This window comes from Demequina sp. TMPB413 (genome assembly GCF_020447105.2).
Lineage (GTDB): Bacteria > Actinomycetota > Actinomycetes > Actinomycetales > Demequinaceae > Demequina.
This window is the reverse complement of sequence record NZ_CP096184.1, coordinates 128,290-143,349: the sequence shown is the minus strand read 5'-3', so window position 1 is coordinate 143,349 and position 15,060 is coordinate 128,290. Positions and strand designations below refer to the sequence as shown.

Sequence of the window (15,060 nt, the reverse complement as noted above, 5' to 3'; positions counted from 1 at the left end):
CCCTATCGGCATGCTGGAACCGTGATGGAACGGAACACCGCGTGACAGAACCAGCGAAGAGCACTCCGACGCTGCCCGCCAGCCTGAGGCGTTACTCCTTGTGGCTGGTCGGCTGTCTGCTCTTGTCGTGGATCGCGACAGCGATGCCGTTTCCCTACCGCTTCGCAGTGCTTCCCCTGGGTATCGCTTGCGGAATCCTGGTGACGCTCGCGCTCGTCGCGACCATGGGGGTGCCTCGCGTCGCCATGTTGCGCGTGCTGCTGTCCATGGGAGGAGTCTTCGCGATCATGTTGTCCATCGCCGGGTTCGCATGGGTGGTCTTTGCCGAGGAATCGGCTGAGCACGACAGGTGCCTGCGCTCAGCACTCACTCATCAGGGTCGTCTTCAGTGCGAGGAGGAGTATCGGGAGGCGCTGGAGGAGAATTACGGGGTGAAGTTGCCGTAGCGGCTGGCAGCGATCGCGGGGCGAACAGTCGCAAGATCGCCCACGCCATCACTGCCCCCAGCGCGAGTTGGGAGGCCAACAGCGCCGCGGAGACAGCTGGTTGCGGGCCCACGGAGGCCAGCGTGCCTGGCCCGATCGCGCCGTGCGCCAAGGCAGACGCGGCGCCGACAATCGCCGCAGTGACCGCTCCCCCGACGCCGATAGCGACAAGGGGCTGCCAACCGGAGCCAAGACGTGATCGCAGCGCCACGAGCGCGAACGCGCCAAGGACGACGAACAGAACGGGGCTCCAGGCGAGGAGCCCCCCAGACGCATGCGGTAGTGACCACAAGATCGGTACGGCGGGAAGATCATCAGGCAAAGGCTGCGCCGACGTCACCATCACCCCTCCAAGCGAGTAGCCCGCCCCGCTCAGCCACGACACCGTCCACACCACCAGCGTGGGCGCGTAGGCCGTCTCGAGAAACGCAAAGGCGAGTCCGCCGGCCGAGTCGACTCCTAAGGCGGTCACGGCGTCGGCTTGCTGCTGGCGTGCCTGGAAGGCGGACACCATCAACACAAGCGAGGCCATGACGACTGCGCCCGACGTCATCGCGAGCCCCATCAGCGCACCACCTCGCACGGAAGCGGGAATCCGATCTAGCCACGCCATGGTGGCGCCCCGTTGCCTGATGAGCCCCCAAGCGACGGCGGGCGCGGCGAGCAGCACCGCCCACGTGACGGCGCCGACGACGCGACCCGTCGTGTCTTCGACGCCCGACCATGCGATCGATGTGGTCACTCCCACCGTCGCGGCAAAGGCTGCGACGGTCGCTAGTCCAGCGAACCAGGTGGCTGCCGCGAAGCGCCGTGCCAGTTGCACGGTCATCATCACGGTCAGGGCCAGGACCCCGAGTGGCACAAGCGTCACCGGCACGCCATTGACGGCCCACGGAGCGCCGAATGTCATGAGCCACATGCGCGCTGCGGCGCCGCTCGACTCACCCCATGACACCGTCGCGTCGCTTGCAGCTGCCGCCGCCACCCATACGGGGATGAGTACGAGCGCGAAGGAGAACAACGCCGCTTGAATCCCGGCAAGAGCTCCCCCGACCCATCCTGGCGCGGCGGCGCGCACGCGTGCCACCGACTCGGTCACCGCATGGGCGGTCGCGGTCGTGGCGCGCCCTAGCGACGTGGCCGGAGAAGTCATGACGCCATGGTCACCCGGCCCCGACTCCTTCGCCGGGAGCGGCGCGCGCTAAGGCGTGAGGATGTCCCTCATCAGTTGCGCGGTTTCCGATGGAGTCTTTCCCACCTTGACGCCTGCCGCCTCGAGGGCCTCCTTCTTGGCCTGGGCGGTGCCAGCGGAGCCAGACACGATCGCCCCTGCGTGGCCCATCGTCTTGCCCTCCGGCGCCTCGAAGCCTGCGACGTAGCCCACCACTGGCTTGGTCACGTGGTCCTTGATGTAGGCGGCCGCGCGTTCCTCAGCGTCGCCACCGATTTCTCCGATCATGACGATGGCGGCGGTGTCAGGGTCGTTCTGGAACGCCTCGAGGCAATCGATGTGCGTGGTGCCGACGATGGGGTCACCGCCGATGCCGACCGCGGTGGTGAAACCGATGTCGCGCAACTCGAACAGCATTTGGTACGTCAGGGTGCCCGACTTTGACACAAGCCCGATCTTGCCGGGGCCAGTAATGGTGGCGGGGGTGATGCCGACGTTGGACTGGCCAGGAGTGATGAGGCCAGGGCAGTTGGGGCCGATGAGGCGCGTGCCCTTTGCCTGCGCATACGTGAAGAACTCCGCGGTGTCCTTGACCGGCACGCCTTCGGTGATGATCACGGCAAGCGGCATCCCCGCGTCGACGGCCTCCATGACGGCGCCCTTGGTGAACGCTGGCGGCACAAAGAGCACGGACACGTCGGCGCCAGTGGCGGACATCGCCTCCGCTACCGAGCCGTAAACGGGAATCGAGCGCGTGGCGCCGTCGATCTCGAAGTCGACGCTGGTGCCGGCTTTGCGAGGGTTCACTCCGCCGACGATCTGCGTGCCAGAGGCGAGCATGCGGGCGGTGTGCTTCATGCCCTCAGAGCCGGTCATGCCCTGGACGATGACCTTTGACTGCGCGGTGAGAAAGATTGCCATGGTGTCTCCTTAAGCGGCGGCCAGCTCGGCGGCCTTGGCCGCGGCGCCGTCCATGGTCTCGACAATGGTCACGAGGGGGTGGTTGGCCGCTGCCAGGATGGCGCGGCCCTCTTCAACGGAGTTGCCGTCAAGGCGGACGACGAGGGGCTTGGTAGCCGCGTCGCCGAGCGTCTCGAGCGCCCCGACGATTCCGTTCGCCACCTCGATGCACGAGGTGATGCCGCCGAATACGTTGACGAAGACTGACTTGACCTGGGGGTCGCCGAGAATGACGTCGAGCCCGTTGGCCATGACGGCCGCTGAAGCGCCTCCGCCGATGTCGAGGAAGTTGGCTGGCTTCACCCCGCCGAACTGCTCGCCTGCATAGGCGACCACGTCGAGCGTCGACATGACGAGACCGGCTCCGTTGCCGATGATGCCGACGGCGCCGTCGAGCTTGACGTAGTTGAGGTCAAGCGCCTTGGCCTTCGCCTCGAGGGGGTCGGCCGCGTCCTTGTCCTCAAGCGCTGCGTGGCCCTCTTGGCGGAACGCCGCGTTCTCATCGATCGTGACCTTGCCGTCGAGCGCGATGACCTTGCCGTCTTCTGTGAGCACCAGCGGGTTGACCTCGACGAGCGTCGCGTCCTCTTCCAGGTACACGGCCCACAGCTTCTCGATCACGTCGGCAACGGGCCCGGCGAGCTCGGACGGGAAGCCAGCGGTGGCCACGATCTCGGCAGCCTTCGCCGCATCCACGCCCACGAGTGGGTCGACCCCTACCTTCGCGAGCGCCTCTGGCCGCTCGACCGCGAGCACCTCGATCTCCACGCCGCCCTCGACGGAGCACATGGCAAGGTATTGGCGCTCCGAGCGGTCTAACAGGATGGAGAAGTAGAACTCCTGCGCGATCTTCGCACCGGCGGCGATCATCACTTTATGGACCGTGTGGCCCTTGATGTCCATGCCAAGAATGGCCTCTGCGGCTGCCTCAGCGTCGGCCGGGTTGTGGACGACCTTGACGCCGCCAGCCTTGCCGCGACCGCCCGTCTTGACCTGGGCTTTGACGACGACGGTGCCGCCTCCGAGGCTCTCGGCCGCGGCCCTTGCCTCGGCGGGAGTGGAAGCGACGATGCCTGGCAGCACGGGTACGGCGTGCTTCTCAAACATGTCACGCGCTTGGTATTCGAAGAGGTCCATCGGATTCCTTGACGCTTGGGGCGCGGGTCTCGCAGCCTTGTGGGGGACGATGGACCCAGCCTAGCCCGAGCGTCGGGCATGCCTGTGCGGTGTGTCAGCAGGCCTCAGGCTTAGCGCGCGTCCGGCTCCTCCGCGAGTCCGGGCGTCACGTAGCCGGTCTCGTACGCGGCGATCACCGCTTGAGTGCGGTCGCGCACTCCCAGTTTCATGAGAATGGACGCGACGTGAGACTTCACGGTCTCGACGGAGACGAACAGGTCGGCGGCGATCTCGCCGTTGGATAGCCCCCGTGCAAGGAGGCGGAGCACATCTCCCTCGCGCTCCGTCAGATCGGGCATGCCCACCGCACTGGGCGGCGCCGCGAAGCGCTCGATGACGCGCCGCGTGGACGCGGGAAAGAGCATCGATTCACCAGAGGCGACCACCCTGACGGCCTCGATCAGCTCTGCTGGCGGAACCCGCTTGAGCACGAATCCTGAAGCCCCCGCCCGCATGGCTTCGAAAACGTACTCGTCGACCTCGAACGTGGTCAGGACGATCACCTTCGCGCCGGAGGGGCCGGATGTGATGGCCCTCGTCGCCTCCAGTCCGTCCATGTGGGGCATGCGAATGTCCATGAGGACCAGGTCTGGGTTGTGGGTGGCGACGACGTCTAGCGCCGCTCTCCCGTCGCCTGCCTCTGCCACGACCTCCCAATCGGGTTCCGAGCCGACGATGGCTCGCAGGCCCATCCTCACCAGAGGGTCGTCGTCAACAATCGCGATTCTCACGCCGACACCTTCTCACGCAATGACGCCCAGGGCGAGGATGCGTCGGCGACGGTCTCCGACAACGTCGCCTCAAGGGGAAGCAAGGCGCGCACTACAAAGCCGTTGGCCTCCGGACCGGCCGATGAACGTCCGCCAAGGAGCGTCACGCGGTCGCGGATACCCGACAATCCTCTTCCTCCCCCTGCGTGAGGGCGTTGCGCGCTCGCCTCTGTTGGCTTGCCGTTGATGACTTCGATGCCAAGGGCGTCGGCGTCGTGGGCAATCCTGACGGCGACGGGAGCGCCAGGGGCGTGCCGCGCCGCGTTGGTGAGCGCCTCTCGCACCACAGTGAAGGCCGCCCTGCCCACCGCGGCTGGCGCCTTGGGGTACTGGGCGTCATACGACACCTCCATACCCGCGGTGCGCGACTCCTCGATCAGGCGGGCGATGTCGTCGATCCCTGGCAAGGGCGTTCTCGCCTCCGGCTGGTCCCCGCGAATGGCGGAGATGATGCGGTCCAACTCGCCCATCGCCGCACGTCCTCGCTCCTCGATGTTCCTCAGCGCCTGACGCGCGAACTCGGGGTCGGTGTCGAACACGTGCGCACCTGCGCCTGCCTGGATGATGTTCATGGTGATCATGTGACCGATCGAGTCGTGCAGTTCCTGGTCGATCCTCACCTGCTCTTCCGCGAGTTCGGCGCGTTCCGTCGCCGCCTTCACGTCCTCGCTGGGGCTGGCGCCAAGCGCCCAGCGGCCAAACGATGCGTGGAGCAGCGCGAGCGCTCGCACCGGCCACGCGAAGGCCGGAATGAGAAGCAAGACGACGGGGGCACCCACGAGAACCCAGAACGACACGATGTCGTTGACGTTTCCGGGGTCGCCGTACCAGTTGGCGAGCCCCAAGCGGTAGACGGCGGCCTGCACAAGCGCCGAGACCGCTGTGATCGGCAACACGACCGCAAGAAGTGCGAAGGAAAAGCCAACGGCGCCAAGAGTGATCCTGACAAAGCACCACAGCGCCACGCGCCACGCGTGCGCATCGAACATCACGTCCTGGGCCCACCGCCCGAGCGACGACCACGTGCCTGCTTGCTCCCGCCCGTCAGGTCGATCTCGTCGTGCTGACCTCCTCGCCGGCGGCGCCGCGATGCGCGCGTCGATCATGGAGTTTGCGAGCAGCCGTTCCGAGGCGCCGATCCACCTCATGGACACGTGCGTGAACACGAGCAGCGGGACTCCTACCCACACGATGACGAGCGACACTCCAACCGCGTACATCGTGACTGCGTACACGCCCCACAGGATCCCGAGGGGCAGGCCTAGCAGCAAGTAGGCGGCCTCTCGCCAGAAGCGGGCCTGGAAAAGGATCGCCACGTACGCGTTGCGTTCAGTCATGACCTCATCGTGCCCGTCCCCGAGACGCGGCACCACACTCGCGAGCCGGAAATCCCCTTCCCTCGCTCGGGTGAACGGCCGCGGCGGGTCCCTCGTACGCGCGAGCAACAAACCCCCCGAGGGGGGCGAGAAGACCCCTCTGAAGCGGGCAGACCAGGAACTACCTCCATCCGTAGCGTCCTCACTGAGAGGCATATGCGCTCGGCGGTTGGCAGGCAGCCGTCACCCCCTTCAAGGAGAGAATGATCATGAAACTTGGCTTCACTGGTCGCGTCGCGAGGGCTTCTGCCGCGCGGCCGTGGCTCATCATCGTCGCGTGGATCATCGGACTCGTGGCCGCGCTCGCGGCTGCAGGCTCACTTGGCGACGCGCTCGTTCAAGACGACAAGGCGCTCATCGAGACGGAATCGGGAACGGCGAACGACCTCGACGAGGCGCTGCGCGGAGACGCGGCTGAGGTGGTCACCGAGACCATCATCGTCGAGTCCGACACCTTCACTTTCCCCGACTCAAGCTTCCTGGCGGCGATCGAAGCCACCCGCACTACGATCGCTTCTCTCGAAGGCATCGAGAGCGTTGAGGTGCCGACCGTCGCCAACTCCGCTCCCGTGTCGGCAGACCAGTCAACGGCACTCCTGACCGCGACGCTGTCCCTCGACCACCCCGAGGATCTCGGCACGGCGCTCAATGACGCCACGGCAGGAATGGACCTCGAGGGCTTCTCCGTCTACACCTACGGAGAGGACAGCGCCTACGCGGCGTTCGACAAACTGGGAACCGAGAGCCTCGTGCGTGGCGAACTCATCGGCATCGGCGCTGCCATCGTCATCCTGCTGGTGGTCTTCGGCGCGCTCATGGCGGCCGGTTTGCCGCTCATGGTTGCGCTCGTGTCGATCGTGTCGGCAGTAGGTGCGACCGCGATCGTCGGGCGCGCTTTCGACCTGTCGTTCTTCATTCTCAACATGATCACGATGATGGGGCTGGCGCTCGGCATCGACTACTCGCTCGTGATCGTCCAACGCTTCAGGGAGGAACTCGCGCACGGCCGCAGCGTGACCGATGCCGTGGCCATTGCGGGCAACACGGCGAGCAGGGCGGTTCTCATCTCGGGCATCACGGTGCTCATCTCACTCGCAGGTCTGCTCGTTGTTCCCTCGACCATCATGGTCAGCCTCGGATCGGGTGCCATGATCGTGGCCGTCTTCTCCGTCATCAGTGCGCTCACGTTGCTCCCAGCCGTGTTGCGTCTGCTGGGGCAACGAGTCAACAAGGGATCCCTGCCCATCTCACACCCTGGTGCGGAACCTCGCGCCTGGTCTGCCCTCGCGAGGGGCGTCTTGAAGCGCCCGGCGGTGGCTGCGGTTGCTGGGCTCGGCGTGCTCGCCGCGCTCGCGCTGCCAGCGCTCTCGATGCGACTCACGTTCCCCGGGACCGATGCTCTTCCCGACCACGTGCCGTTCAAGCAAGCGACCGAGGTGTTGACGGAGGACTTCGGTTTCGGCCAGGCCTCCTCGCTCATCGTGATTGACGACGCTGGCAACGCCCGCGCCGAAGTCGAGGCCCTTGCGTCGGCCGTCGAGGCGTCGGAAGCCTTCGCCGAGACGTCCCTTTCCTGGGAGGGCGACGTCGCGTTCATCGAGACCAAGGACGTTTACGACTCGGCCGACATCAAGGCGGAGCAGGCGGTGAAGGACTTGCGTTCCGAGACGATTCCGGAGTACCTGGAGGGCACCGGCGCGCGCGCCTATGTCACCGGGGAGCAGGCCGACACGATCGACTTCACCAAGCTCATCACCGACGCGGCGCCATGGGTTGCGCTCATCGTGTTGGGGGCGTCGCTCATCATGTTGCTCGTGACCTTCCGGTCGGTGACCATCGCTGGCACCGCCATCGTGCTCAACGTGCTGTCCACCGCTGCCGCATACGGCGTGCTCGTCGCGGTGTTCCAGTTCGGTTGGGCGGCCGACGCTCTCGGCATGCCTGTCGTAGGAGGCATCGCGCCGTGGATTCCGCTGTTCTTGTTCGCGGTCCTCTTCGGGCTGTCGATGGACTATCACGTGTTCCTTTTGAGCCGGATCAAGGAGCGGCACAGCGCCACAGGAGACACTCGCGACGCGATCGCCTTCGGGCTCTCGCGCACCGGTTCCCTCATCACGGGAGCGGCGCTCATCATGGTGGCTGTCTTCGCCGGCTTCGCTATCGGCGACTTGGCCGAGTTCAACCAGATGGGTCTTGGGCTAGCGGTAGCCGTCATTCTCGATGCGACCGTGGTGAGGTCGCTCCTCGTGCCCGCCGTCATGGCTCTGTTGGGCGACGCCAACTGGTACCTGCCGAGGTGGCTGCAGTGGCTGCCCCAACTCCAGGTGGAGGGCGACTCGACGCAGTACCTCGATCGGGAGCCCGACGTCGCGCTCGTGCCAGCGCGCGTGAGGTAACCAACCGAGCGGTGGGGTGGCGTCAGGGTGACGCCGCCCCACCTTCGCGTTGGCCGCGAGCGCTAGCGGGCCGCGCCAAATCTCACTGCAACCTCGCGGATCGAGCGGGCGGAGGCTTCAAGCCCTGCCCGCTCCTCCTCGTTCATGCGGACGTCAACGCGGTGCCTGACGCCACTGCGTCCCACGACGGCAGGCAGCGACATGCAGACCTCGCCGACTCCCGGATAGTCCACCAGCGTCGAGATGGGCAGTACCCGGTTCTGATCTCCCAACACCGCCTCGACAATGCGTGCCCCAGCGATACCGATCGCATAGTTGGTCGCGCCCTTGCCCTCGATGATTTGGTAGGCCGAGCGGGTCACGTCGCGGTGGATCCGCTCGCACGTTTCAGGCGTCATGATGACCCTGCCTTCTGCGTCATGCCATTCCACCAGGGGCACTCCGCCGATGCTCGCGGAGGACCACAACGCGACCTCCGAATCACCGTGCTCGCCAGCGATGTAGGCGTGCACGTTACCCACGGCGACGCCGCACTCTCGGGCGATCTGATGCCGCAACCGTGACGAGTCGAGCACCGTTCCGGACCCGAACATCTGGGTGGGACTCATACCTGAGGCCTTGAGCGCCGCATACGTCACGACATCGACAGGGTTGGTGACCAGGATGTAGATGGCGTTCGGCGAGACATCAATGAGCGGCGGGATGATCTTGTCCATCAGGCCGATGGTCGCCTCAGCTAACTCGAGTCGCGACTGGCCCGGCTGTTGCTTCGCGCCAGCGGTGATGACCACCACGTCGGAGTCTGCACAGACCGAGATGTCGTTGGAGCCGATGACGTTCGCTTCTGGCATGAACTGAATGCCCTGGGACAAGTCGAGCGCCTCCGCTTCGACCTTGGCCTTGTTGATGTCAAAGAGCGCGACGGTGCGCGCGAATCCGCGCATCAGTCCCGCGTACGCGAGGGTCGAGCCCACCGCGCCGGCGCCAATGATCGATACCTTCGAGGTCCTGCTTTCCACCGGGGATCCTTTCGTGGGGAGTGCCCTCAAGACTACCGGCGGGCCGTCTGTGAGCGCCGCCGCAGGATCCAACGCCTAGTGCTACAACTTGGTAAGCGCGTTGAACCGCAGCGCCAAGCGCTTGACTCCGGTCGCACCGAAGTCCACCTTCACCACCGCGTGGCGACCAGCACCTTCCGTGCCAACCACCTTGCCCATGCCGAAACCGTCGTGGGTGACCCGATCGCCGACCTCGAAGCCAGCGTCTCCTTCAGCCGTGCCTGGCGGGCTCGGCGGGATGCGCCTGCTCGTGACGGCGCCTGCCTTCGCGTAGGTGTTGCCGTCGTCGCGATCCTGGCTGCCTCCGTAGGCGCCGCCACCGTACGTGCTCGACCAGCCGCCGGAGCCGCGGCGCTCCGTTCTTGCCCTCAAGGAGGACATCGACGTCTCTGAGCGCTTCCACTCCACGAGGTCGGCAGGAATCTCTTCCGCAAAACGCGAGACGGGGAGGTACTGAGGCGCACCCCATGCGGAGCGCACCTCGGCGCGCGTCAAGTACAACCGCTCCCGCGCCCTGGTCAGACCGACGTAGGCGAGCCTGCGCTCCTCCTCGAGGTCCTTCACATCGCCCGACTCGATGGAGCGCATGTGGGGGAAAGTCCCATCTTCGAGACCGACCACAAAGACGACAGGAAACTCGAGCCCCTTGGCGGTGTGCAGTGTCATGAGTGTGACCACCCCACCGGAGCCGTCAGCGTCGGGAATCTGGTCGGCGTCGGCGACAAGCGCGACTTTCTCCAGGAAGTCAGCCAGCGTGCCGTCGGGATTCTCTTCCGTGAACTCGCGCCCCACGGCCACAAGCTCCATGATGTTCTCGATGCGGCTGGCGTCTTGAGGATCCTCGCTCGCGCGCATCTGGCGCAGCATTCCTGATCGATCGGCGATGGCATCGAGCACGCCTGCCGGTCCGTTGTCGGCCGCGAGGGACCGCAAATCGTCCATGAGTGATACGAACTCAGCCACTGGCCGTGCCGAGCGGGCCGCGAGGTCGAGGTCTTCCGCACGCCGCAACGCCGAACCGAAGCTCACGCCCGGCCTCCCCGCGCGCTCTTCCTCCAGTGACAGGGTGCGACGCAGTTGTTCGATCGCCTCTACGGTTGTGTCGCCGATGCCACGTTTGGGGGTGTTGATGACACGCCTAGTCGCCACGTCGTCGTCTTCGTTGACCACAGCAGCGAGGTAGGCGAGCATGTCTTTGATCTCGCGACGCTCATAGAAGCGCGTCCCGCCCACCACCTTGTACGGGATCTCGGCGCGAATGAAGCGCTCCTCGATGGCGCGAGATTGCGCGTTGGCCCGATACATGATCGCGATATCGGCTGGCGCCACGTTCGCGGATGCGGTGAGCCGCTTGATCTCGTCGGCGATGAACAGCGCCTCGTCCTGCTCCGTGTCACCCGCGTAGCCGACGATGCGCTCGCCTGCGCCCGCGTCAGTCCAGAGGTTCTTGACCGGCCTGCCGACGTTGTTCGCGATCACTGCATTGGCAGCGGTGAGGATGTTCTGGGTCGAGCGATAGTTGCGCTCGAGCCTGATGACCTCCGCTTCCGGGTAGTCCTTCTCGAACTCAAGAATGTTGCGAATCGTCGCGCCTCTGAAGGCGTAGATGGACTGGTCAGCGTCACCGACGACGGTGAGACGACCAGTGTCCCCGACCAGCTCGCGCACCAACACGTACTGAGCGTGGTTGGTGTCTTGGTACTCGTCGACGAGCACGTGCCGGAACTGAGCGCGATAGCGCTCCGCGACCTCTGGGTGGTTCTGGACCAGGCGGACCGTCTTGACGATGATGTCGTCAAAGTCCACCGCATTGGCCGCCTCAAGCCGACGCTGGTACGCGCCGTAGGCCTTTCCGGCGGCGTGATCGATGGAGTAGCGCGAGGCGGCCTCCCCAGCGGCGGCCGCCATCTCAGGGTCAATCAGCTCATCCTTGAAGGTGCCGATCCTTCCCAACAGCGACTTGGGGGTGAACTTCTTGGGGTCAAGGTCAAGCTCTTTCATGACGAGCTTCATGACGGCGACAGAGTCCGTGGTGTCGTAGATCGAGAACGTCGACTTGAGGCCTGCGAGTTCATAGTCGCGGCGAAGCATGCGCACGCACGCAGAGTGGAAAGTAGACACCCACATCTGCCGCGCTTCGGGACCCACGAGGGCCTGGACGCGCTCGCGCATCTCTCCGGCGGCCTTGTTGGTGAAGGTGATGGCGAGCACTTCGTGCGGTCGCGCCCTGCCGGATTCCAGCAGGTGGGCGATCCGGTGGGTCAGTACGCGAGTCTTACCGGATCCAGCGCCCGCGAAGATCAGCAGGGCCCGGCCGTCGTACACGACGGCCTTGGCCTGCTCTGGGTTGAGGCCCTCAACCAGCGGGGAGGAACCGGCGGACGCGATGTCGAAGAGTGCATCCATGGCGGCACCAGTCTAGGCGTCGCATCCGACAACGGCGCACGCCGGGAGCAGTTGCTAGCGGTGGTGCGTCAACCCGGCAGGAGGCGTCACCGGCTCGTCAGGAGACGGCCTACCGAGGGCGTGGGTCGGCTCGCTGACCCCCACGGCCACGACTTTGTTCCGGCCCTCCTCCTTGGCGCGGTACAGGGCGTGGTCCGCTGCGGCGATGCATTCGTCAGGGCTCTGACCCATGGCACCCATCGAGGCCCCGATCGACACCGTGACATGGTGGACGTGATCGTTGCACCGCTTCTCGATGAGATTGATGGCATGCCTGAGTCGATCGAGGACGGGCAAGAGGTCGGCGTGCCTCACGCCGGGCATGAGCACCAAGAACTCGTCGCCTCCCCATCGGCTCACCATGTCTGATTCGCGGAAGTGGCTGCGCAGCGTGAGGGCGACTGCCTGGATCACGGTGTCTCCGCAGTCGTGCCCGAATTCGTCGTTGATGGTCTTGAAATGATCAAGGTCGATCAGCGCGATGGCGTAATTGCCGCGCCCTCGCTCGGCCCATTGACTCAACTGCGCAATGATGGGCCGCCTGTTATAGACACCGGTGAGTTCGTCTGTCGTGGCACGGAGTTCGCCGTACCTCGCGGCGCCCTCGAGGACGCGCCTCATCGACGACAGGCTCAACTGGAAGAGCGTGACAAGCGCCAACACGGCCACGCCCGCCGAGATCCTGTTGCCGCGAGCGAAGGCGTCCGCAACCTCTCCGTCAAGCTGGTGAGGAGCGGAACCGGAAGGAAAGACAATCTCGCACACGAGGTACGTGGCTATGGCAAAAGTCGCAAGCGCCAGCCGGAGGGCAGGAAGCTCTTTTCGGATCATGACGAAGGGCGCGAGGGCAAGAGGAAACAAGATCGATTCGACGCTGGCGGCGGCAGAGATGTGCATGACGACCCACAACATGTGAAGGGTCGCCACGATGAGCGCCATGACGGCACCTCGGGTCTCGTGGCCCTCGAGGATGATGAGAAACGCGATAGCGAGCAGCACCGCATCCACGACGGAAATCAACATGATGCTGCGGTACTCGACGGAACCAAAACTGGCGAACAGCGCGACATGGGAGACCGCCCCGATGAAACACACCACCACAAAGGAGCGCACCGCTCGCCTGCCCAGGTGTTCTTGGCGGTCGCGCAGTACCTGGACCTGCGCGGGGGTCAACGGCGCGACATCGGAACCACTCACGTGGCGCCTCTTCTTCCAGAGATTCATCTCGATGCCTCCTGGAAACACCTTCGCTGACCGCATCCTTACGCTCTTCACCAGGGTAATCGGCAGCCGACGCGCGCGAGTCAGGCGTTCGTGCCCCCAGAACGGGGGGCGGCGGCACTCAATGCCCTGGCGACCGCCCGCGCACGCTTACCCTGTGGAGGAGATCACACGTCCGTCCGCTATGCAATATGTCACACACGGGCGCTCGTCGTCAGACGATGCGTCGTTGGGCTGCCCATCTCGCGAGCTCATGGCGATTCGACAACTGCAGCTTGTGGAGCACTTTGCCCACGTGAGTTTCGACGGTCTTGATGGAGATGAAGAGCTTTTCCGCCACTTCGCGGTAGGTGTAGCCGCGAGCAATAAGTCGCATGACCTCCTGCTCACGCTCAGTGAGCTTGTCCAAGTCCTCGTCGGCCTGCGCGACCTCGCCGCCAGCAGCGTTGAAGGCGTCGAGCACGAAGCCAGCGAGCCGTGGCGAGAAGACCGCGTCTCCCGAATGGACTCGTCTGACAGCGTCGGACAGTTCCGGGCCCGATATTGATTTGGTGACGTAGCCGCGAGCGCCTGCACGCACCGTCGCCACCACATCGTCGGCAGCGTCGGATACCGACAGCGCCAGCACCTTGGGCGACTCTGGCCTTCCCAGAATCTCCGCGAGCACGTCGAGGGCTCCTCCACCGGTCCCGCCGGGCAAGTGGACGTCGAGGATCACCACCTCGGGCAGGTGCGTGGTGACCGCAGCGATCGCGGACTCGACGTCACGGCCCTCACCCACCACCTCGATGTCGGCGTCGAGGGACTCCCTCACGCCCACCCTGATCACGTCGTGGTCATCGACAATCACCACTCGAACGCTCATCGCTGTTCCTTCCTCGGCATCCAGATGGACACTTCTGTGCGAGACCTCGGCGCGGAGTGCACCGCAGCCGTCCCCCCGTGACGCGCTACGCGCCCCATGATCGAATGTCGGATGCCCGCCCTGTCGGGGTCAACCTTCTCAGGATCGAAGCCTGGCCCCGCATCGCGCACAAACACCTCGTACGCGCCGGACGTGAGTTCGGCGTACACGCTGATGGGCTCGCTACCGTGCCGGGCGGCGTTCGTCGCCGCCTCACGCGCAGCGCGCACCACCGCCCGCAAAGAGTCGGACGTGGGGGCGTCGCCCACGTGCACGGTGTCGATGGCCACGCCGTGCGCGTCCTCGACCTCCGACATGGCGGTCGTGAGCGCCGTGGCTACCGAGTCGGCCTCTGATCGTCGCTCCTGGTACAGGTAGGCCCGCAGGTCGCGCTCTTGAGCGCGGGCAAGCCTCGCGACCGCCTCCGGCTCGTGCGCCTTCGCGCGGATCAGGGTGAGGGTTTGTAGCACGGAGTCGTGCAAGTGAGCAGCAATCTCTGCGCGCTCGAACTCGCGCACTCGCTGCTCGCGCTCCACCGACACCTGGCGAATCAGTCGCATCCACCACGGTGCGAGCACCAGGGCCGCTGCGCCGACCGCGGCAACGGGCACCAGGATCGCGCGCAATAGCGGCCTGTCACCGAAATCCCACTGGGCAAACCAGCCGACCGCGCCGATGGCGAGCGCCACGCCCACCACCACGCGTGCCCATGCGTCGCGAGAGAACAGGCTGACGACGTCGGGACGGCGAGGGTCGGATTGCACGGCGCCGTCGAGCGGGCTCCATACCAAGACCAGCGCCGCGATGAAGAGGATCGCAGGCAAAGCCCACGGCGCCAACTCGTCGGCGCCATAGCGGCGAGACATGAGTCCCCCAGCCATCGTCACCATCACGAGGCCCAAGAGCGCACGCCACCACGATGCGGGTTGCGGCTCGCGGCGCAACGGCCGCGCGATCCTCGTGGACTGGCTCACGTCGCTATCGTCACACACGGCCCCCTGCTGGGGCCTCCCCCATGCGGCCGATACCTCACCGGACGCGAGCCTCGACAGATCAGGGGAGAAATCAGGGGCTTCCCTCATAGCGCTCCGCGTGCTG

12 protein-coding genes are annotated in these 15,060 nt (G+C 65.6%); 2 read left to right on the top strand and 10 right to left on the bottom strand.

The features are described from left to right. The first annotated feature begins 41 nt into the window (after positions 1-41). The gene (locus tag LGT36_RS00695) at positions 42-446 is read left to right on the top strand and encodes a hypothetical protein (RefSeq protein WP_226095278.1); all 405 of its coding nucleotides are present in this window, start codon (positions 42-44) and stop codon (positions 444-446) included. Here the strand turns inward: LGT36_RS00695 and LGT36_RS00690 are convergent. The 5 genes from LGT36_RS00690 to LGT36_RS00670 form a co-directional block, all read right to left on the bottom strand. Next, positions 367-1,638 carry a DUF6350 family protein gene (locus LGT36_RS00690; RefSeq protein ID WP_226095277.1) on the bottom strand — a complete coding sequence of 424 codons (1,272 nt, stop codon included), beginning with the start codon at positions 1,636-1,638 and terminating at the stop codon, positions 367-369. The genes LGT36_RS00695 and LGT36_RS00690 overlap by 80 nt on opposite strands. Positions 1,639-1,686: 48 nt before the next feature. Next, positions 1,687-2,577, bottom strand: a complete 891-nt coding sequence (sucD, locus tag LGT36_RS00685) for a succinate--CoA ligase subunit alpha (RefSeq protein ID WP_226095276.1) — start codon at positions 2,575-2,577, stop codon at positions 1,687-1,689. A 9-nt stretch (positions 2,578-2,586) separates the two neighbouring features. Continuing rightward, a complete protein-coding gene (sucC, locus tag LGT36_RS00680) occupies positions 2,587-3,753 on the bottom strand; it encodes an ADP-forming succinate--CoA ligase subunit beta (protein ID WP_226264528.1) in 1,167 nt (388 codons plus the stop codon). Between the two features lie 110 nt (positions 3,754-3,863). After that, positions 3,864-4,523 (bottom strand): response regulator transcription factor, encoded by a 660-nt coding sequence (locus tag LGT36_RS00675; protein ID WP_226096085.1) that lies wholly within the window; start codon positions 4,521-4,523, stop codon positions 3,864-3,866. Further along, the gene (locus LGT36_RS00670) at positions 4,520-5,899 is read right to left on the bottom strand and encodes a sensor domain-containing protein (protein ID WP_226096087.1); all 1,380 of its coding nucleotides are present in this window, start codon (positions 5,897-5,899) and stop codon (positions 4,520-4,522) included. Before LGT36_RS00670 ends, LGT36_RS00675 begins: the two co-directional genes overlap by 4 nt. Positions 5,900-6,141: 242 nt before the next feature. On the opposite strand from LGT36_RS00670, the gene LGT36_RS00665 reads away from it, so the two are divergent. Beyond that, positions 6,142-8,334: an MMPL family transporter gene (locus LGT36_RS00665; protein WP_226264527.1), complete on the top strand. Its 2,193-nt coding sequence runs from the start codon at positions 6,142-6,144 to the stop codon at positions 8,332-8,334. 62 nt (positions 8,335-8,396) lie between these two features. Here LGT36_RS00665 and LGT36_RS00660 read toward each other — a convergent pair whose 3' ends face one another. The 5 genes from LGT36_RS00660 to LGT36_RS00640 all read right to left on the bottom strand — a co-directional run bounded on the left by LGT36_RS00660 (position 8,397) and on the right by LGT36_RS00640 (position 14,936). Continuing rightward, complete coding sequence (locus tag LGT36_RS00660; RefSeq protein WP_226096091.1) at positions 8,397-9,353, bottom strand: L-lactate dehydrogenase; 957 nt, start codon at positions 9,351-9,353, stop codon at positions 8,397-8,399. 81 nt (positions 9,354-9,434) lie between these two features. Beyond that, positions 9,435-11,798 (bottom strand): DNA helicase PcrA, encoded by a 2,364-nt coding sequence (pcrA, locus tag LGT36_RS00655; protein ID WP_226096092.1) that lies wholly within the window; start codon positions 11,796-11,798, stop codon positions 9,435-9,437. Positions 11,799-11,852: 54 nt separating this feature from the next. Beyond that, complete coding sequence (locus LGT36_RS00650; RefSeq protein WP_226096093.1) at positions 11,853-13,097, bottom strand: GGDEF domain-containing protein; 1,245 nt, start codon at positions 13,095-13,097, stop codon at positions 11,853-11,855. A gap of 175 nt (positions 13,098-13,272) precedes the next feature. After that, entirely contained in the window at positions 13,273-13,923 is a 651-nt protein-coding gene (locus LGT36_RS00645; protein WP_226096094.1) for a response regulator transcription factor, read from the bottom strand. Beyond that, positions 13,920-14,936, bottom strand: coding sequence for a sensor histidine kinase (locus LGT36_RS00640; protein WP_226096095.1), 1,017 nt, complete (start codon positions 14,934-14,936; stop codon positions 13,920-13,922). Before LGT36_RS00640 ends, LGT36_RS00645 begins: the two co-directional genes overlap by 4 nt. Positions 14,937-15,060 lie beyond the last annotated feature (124 nt).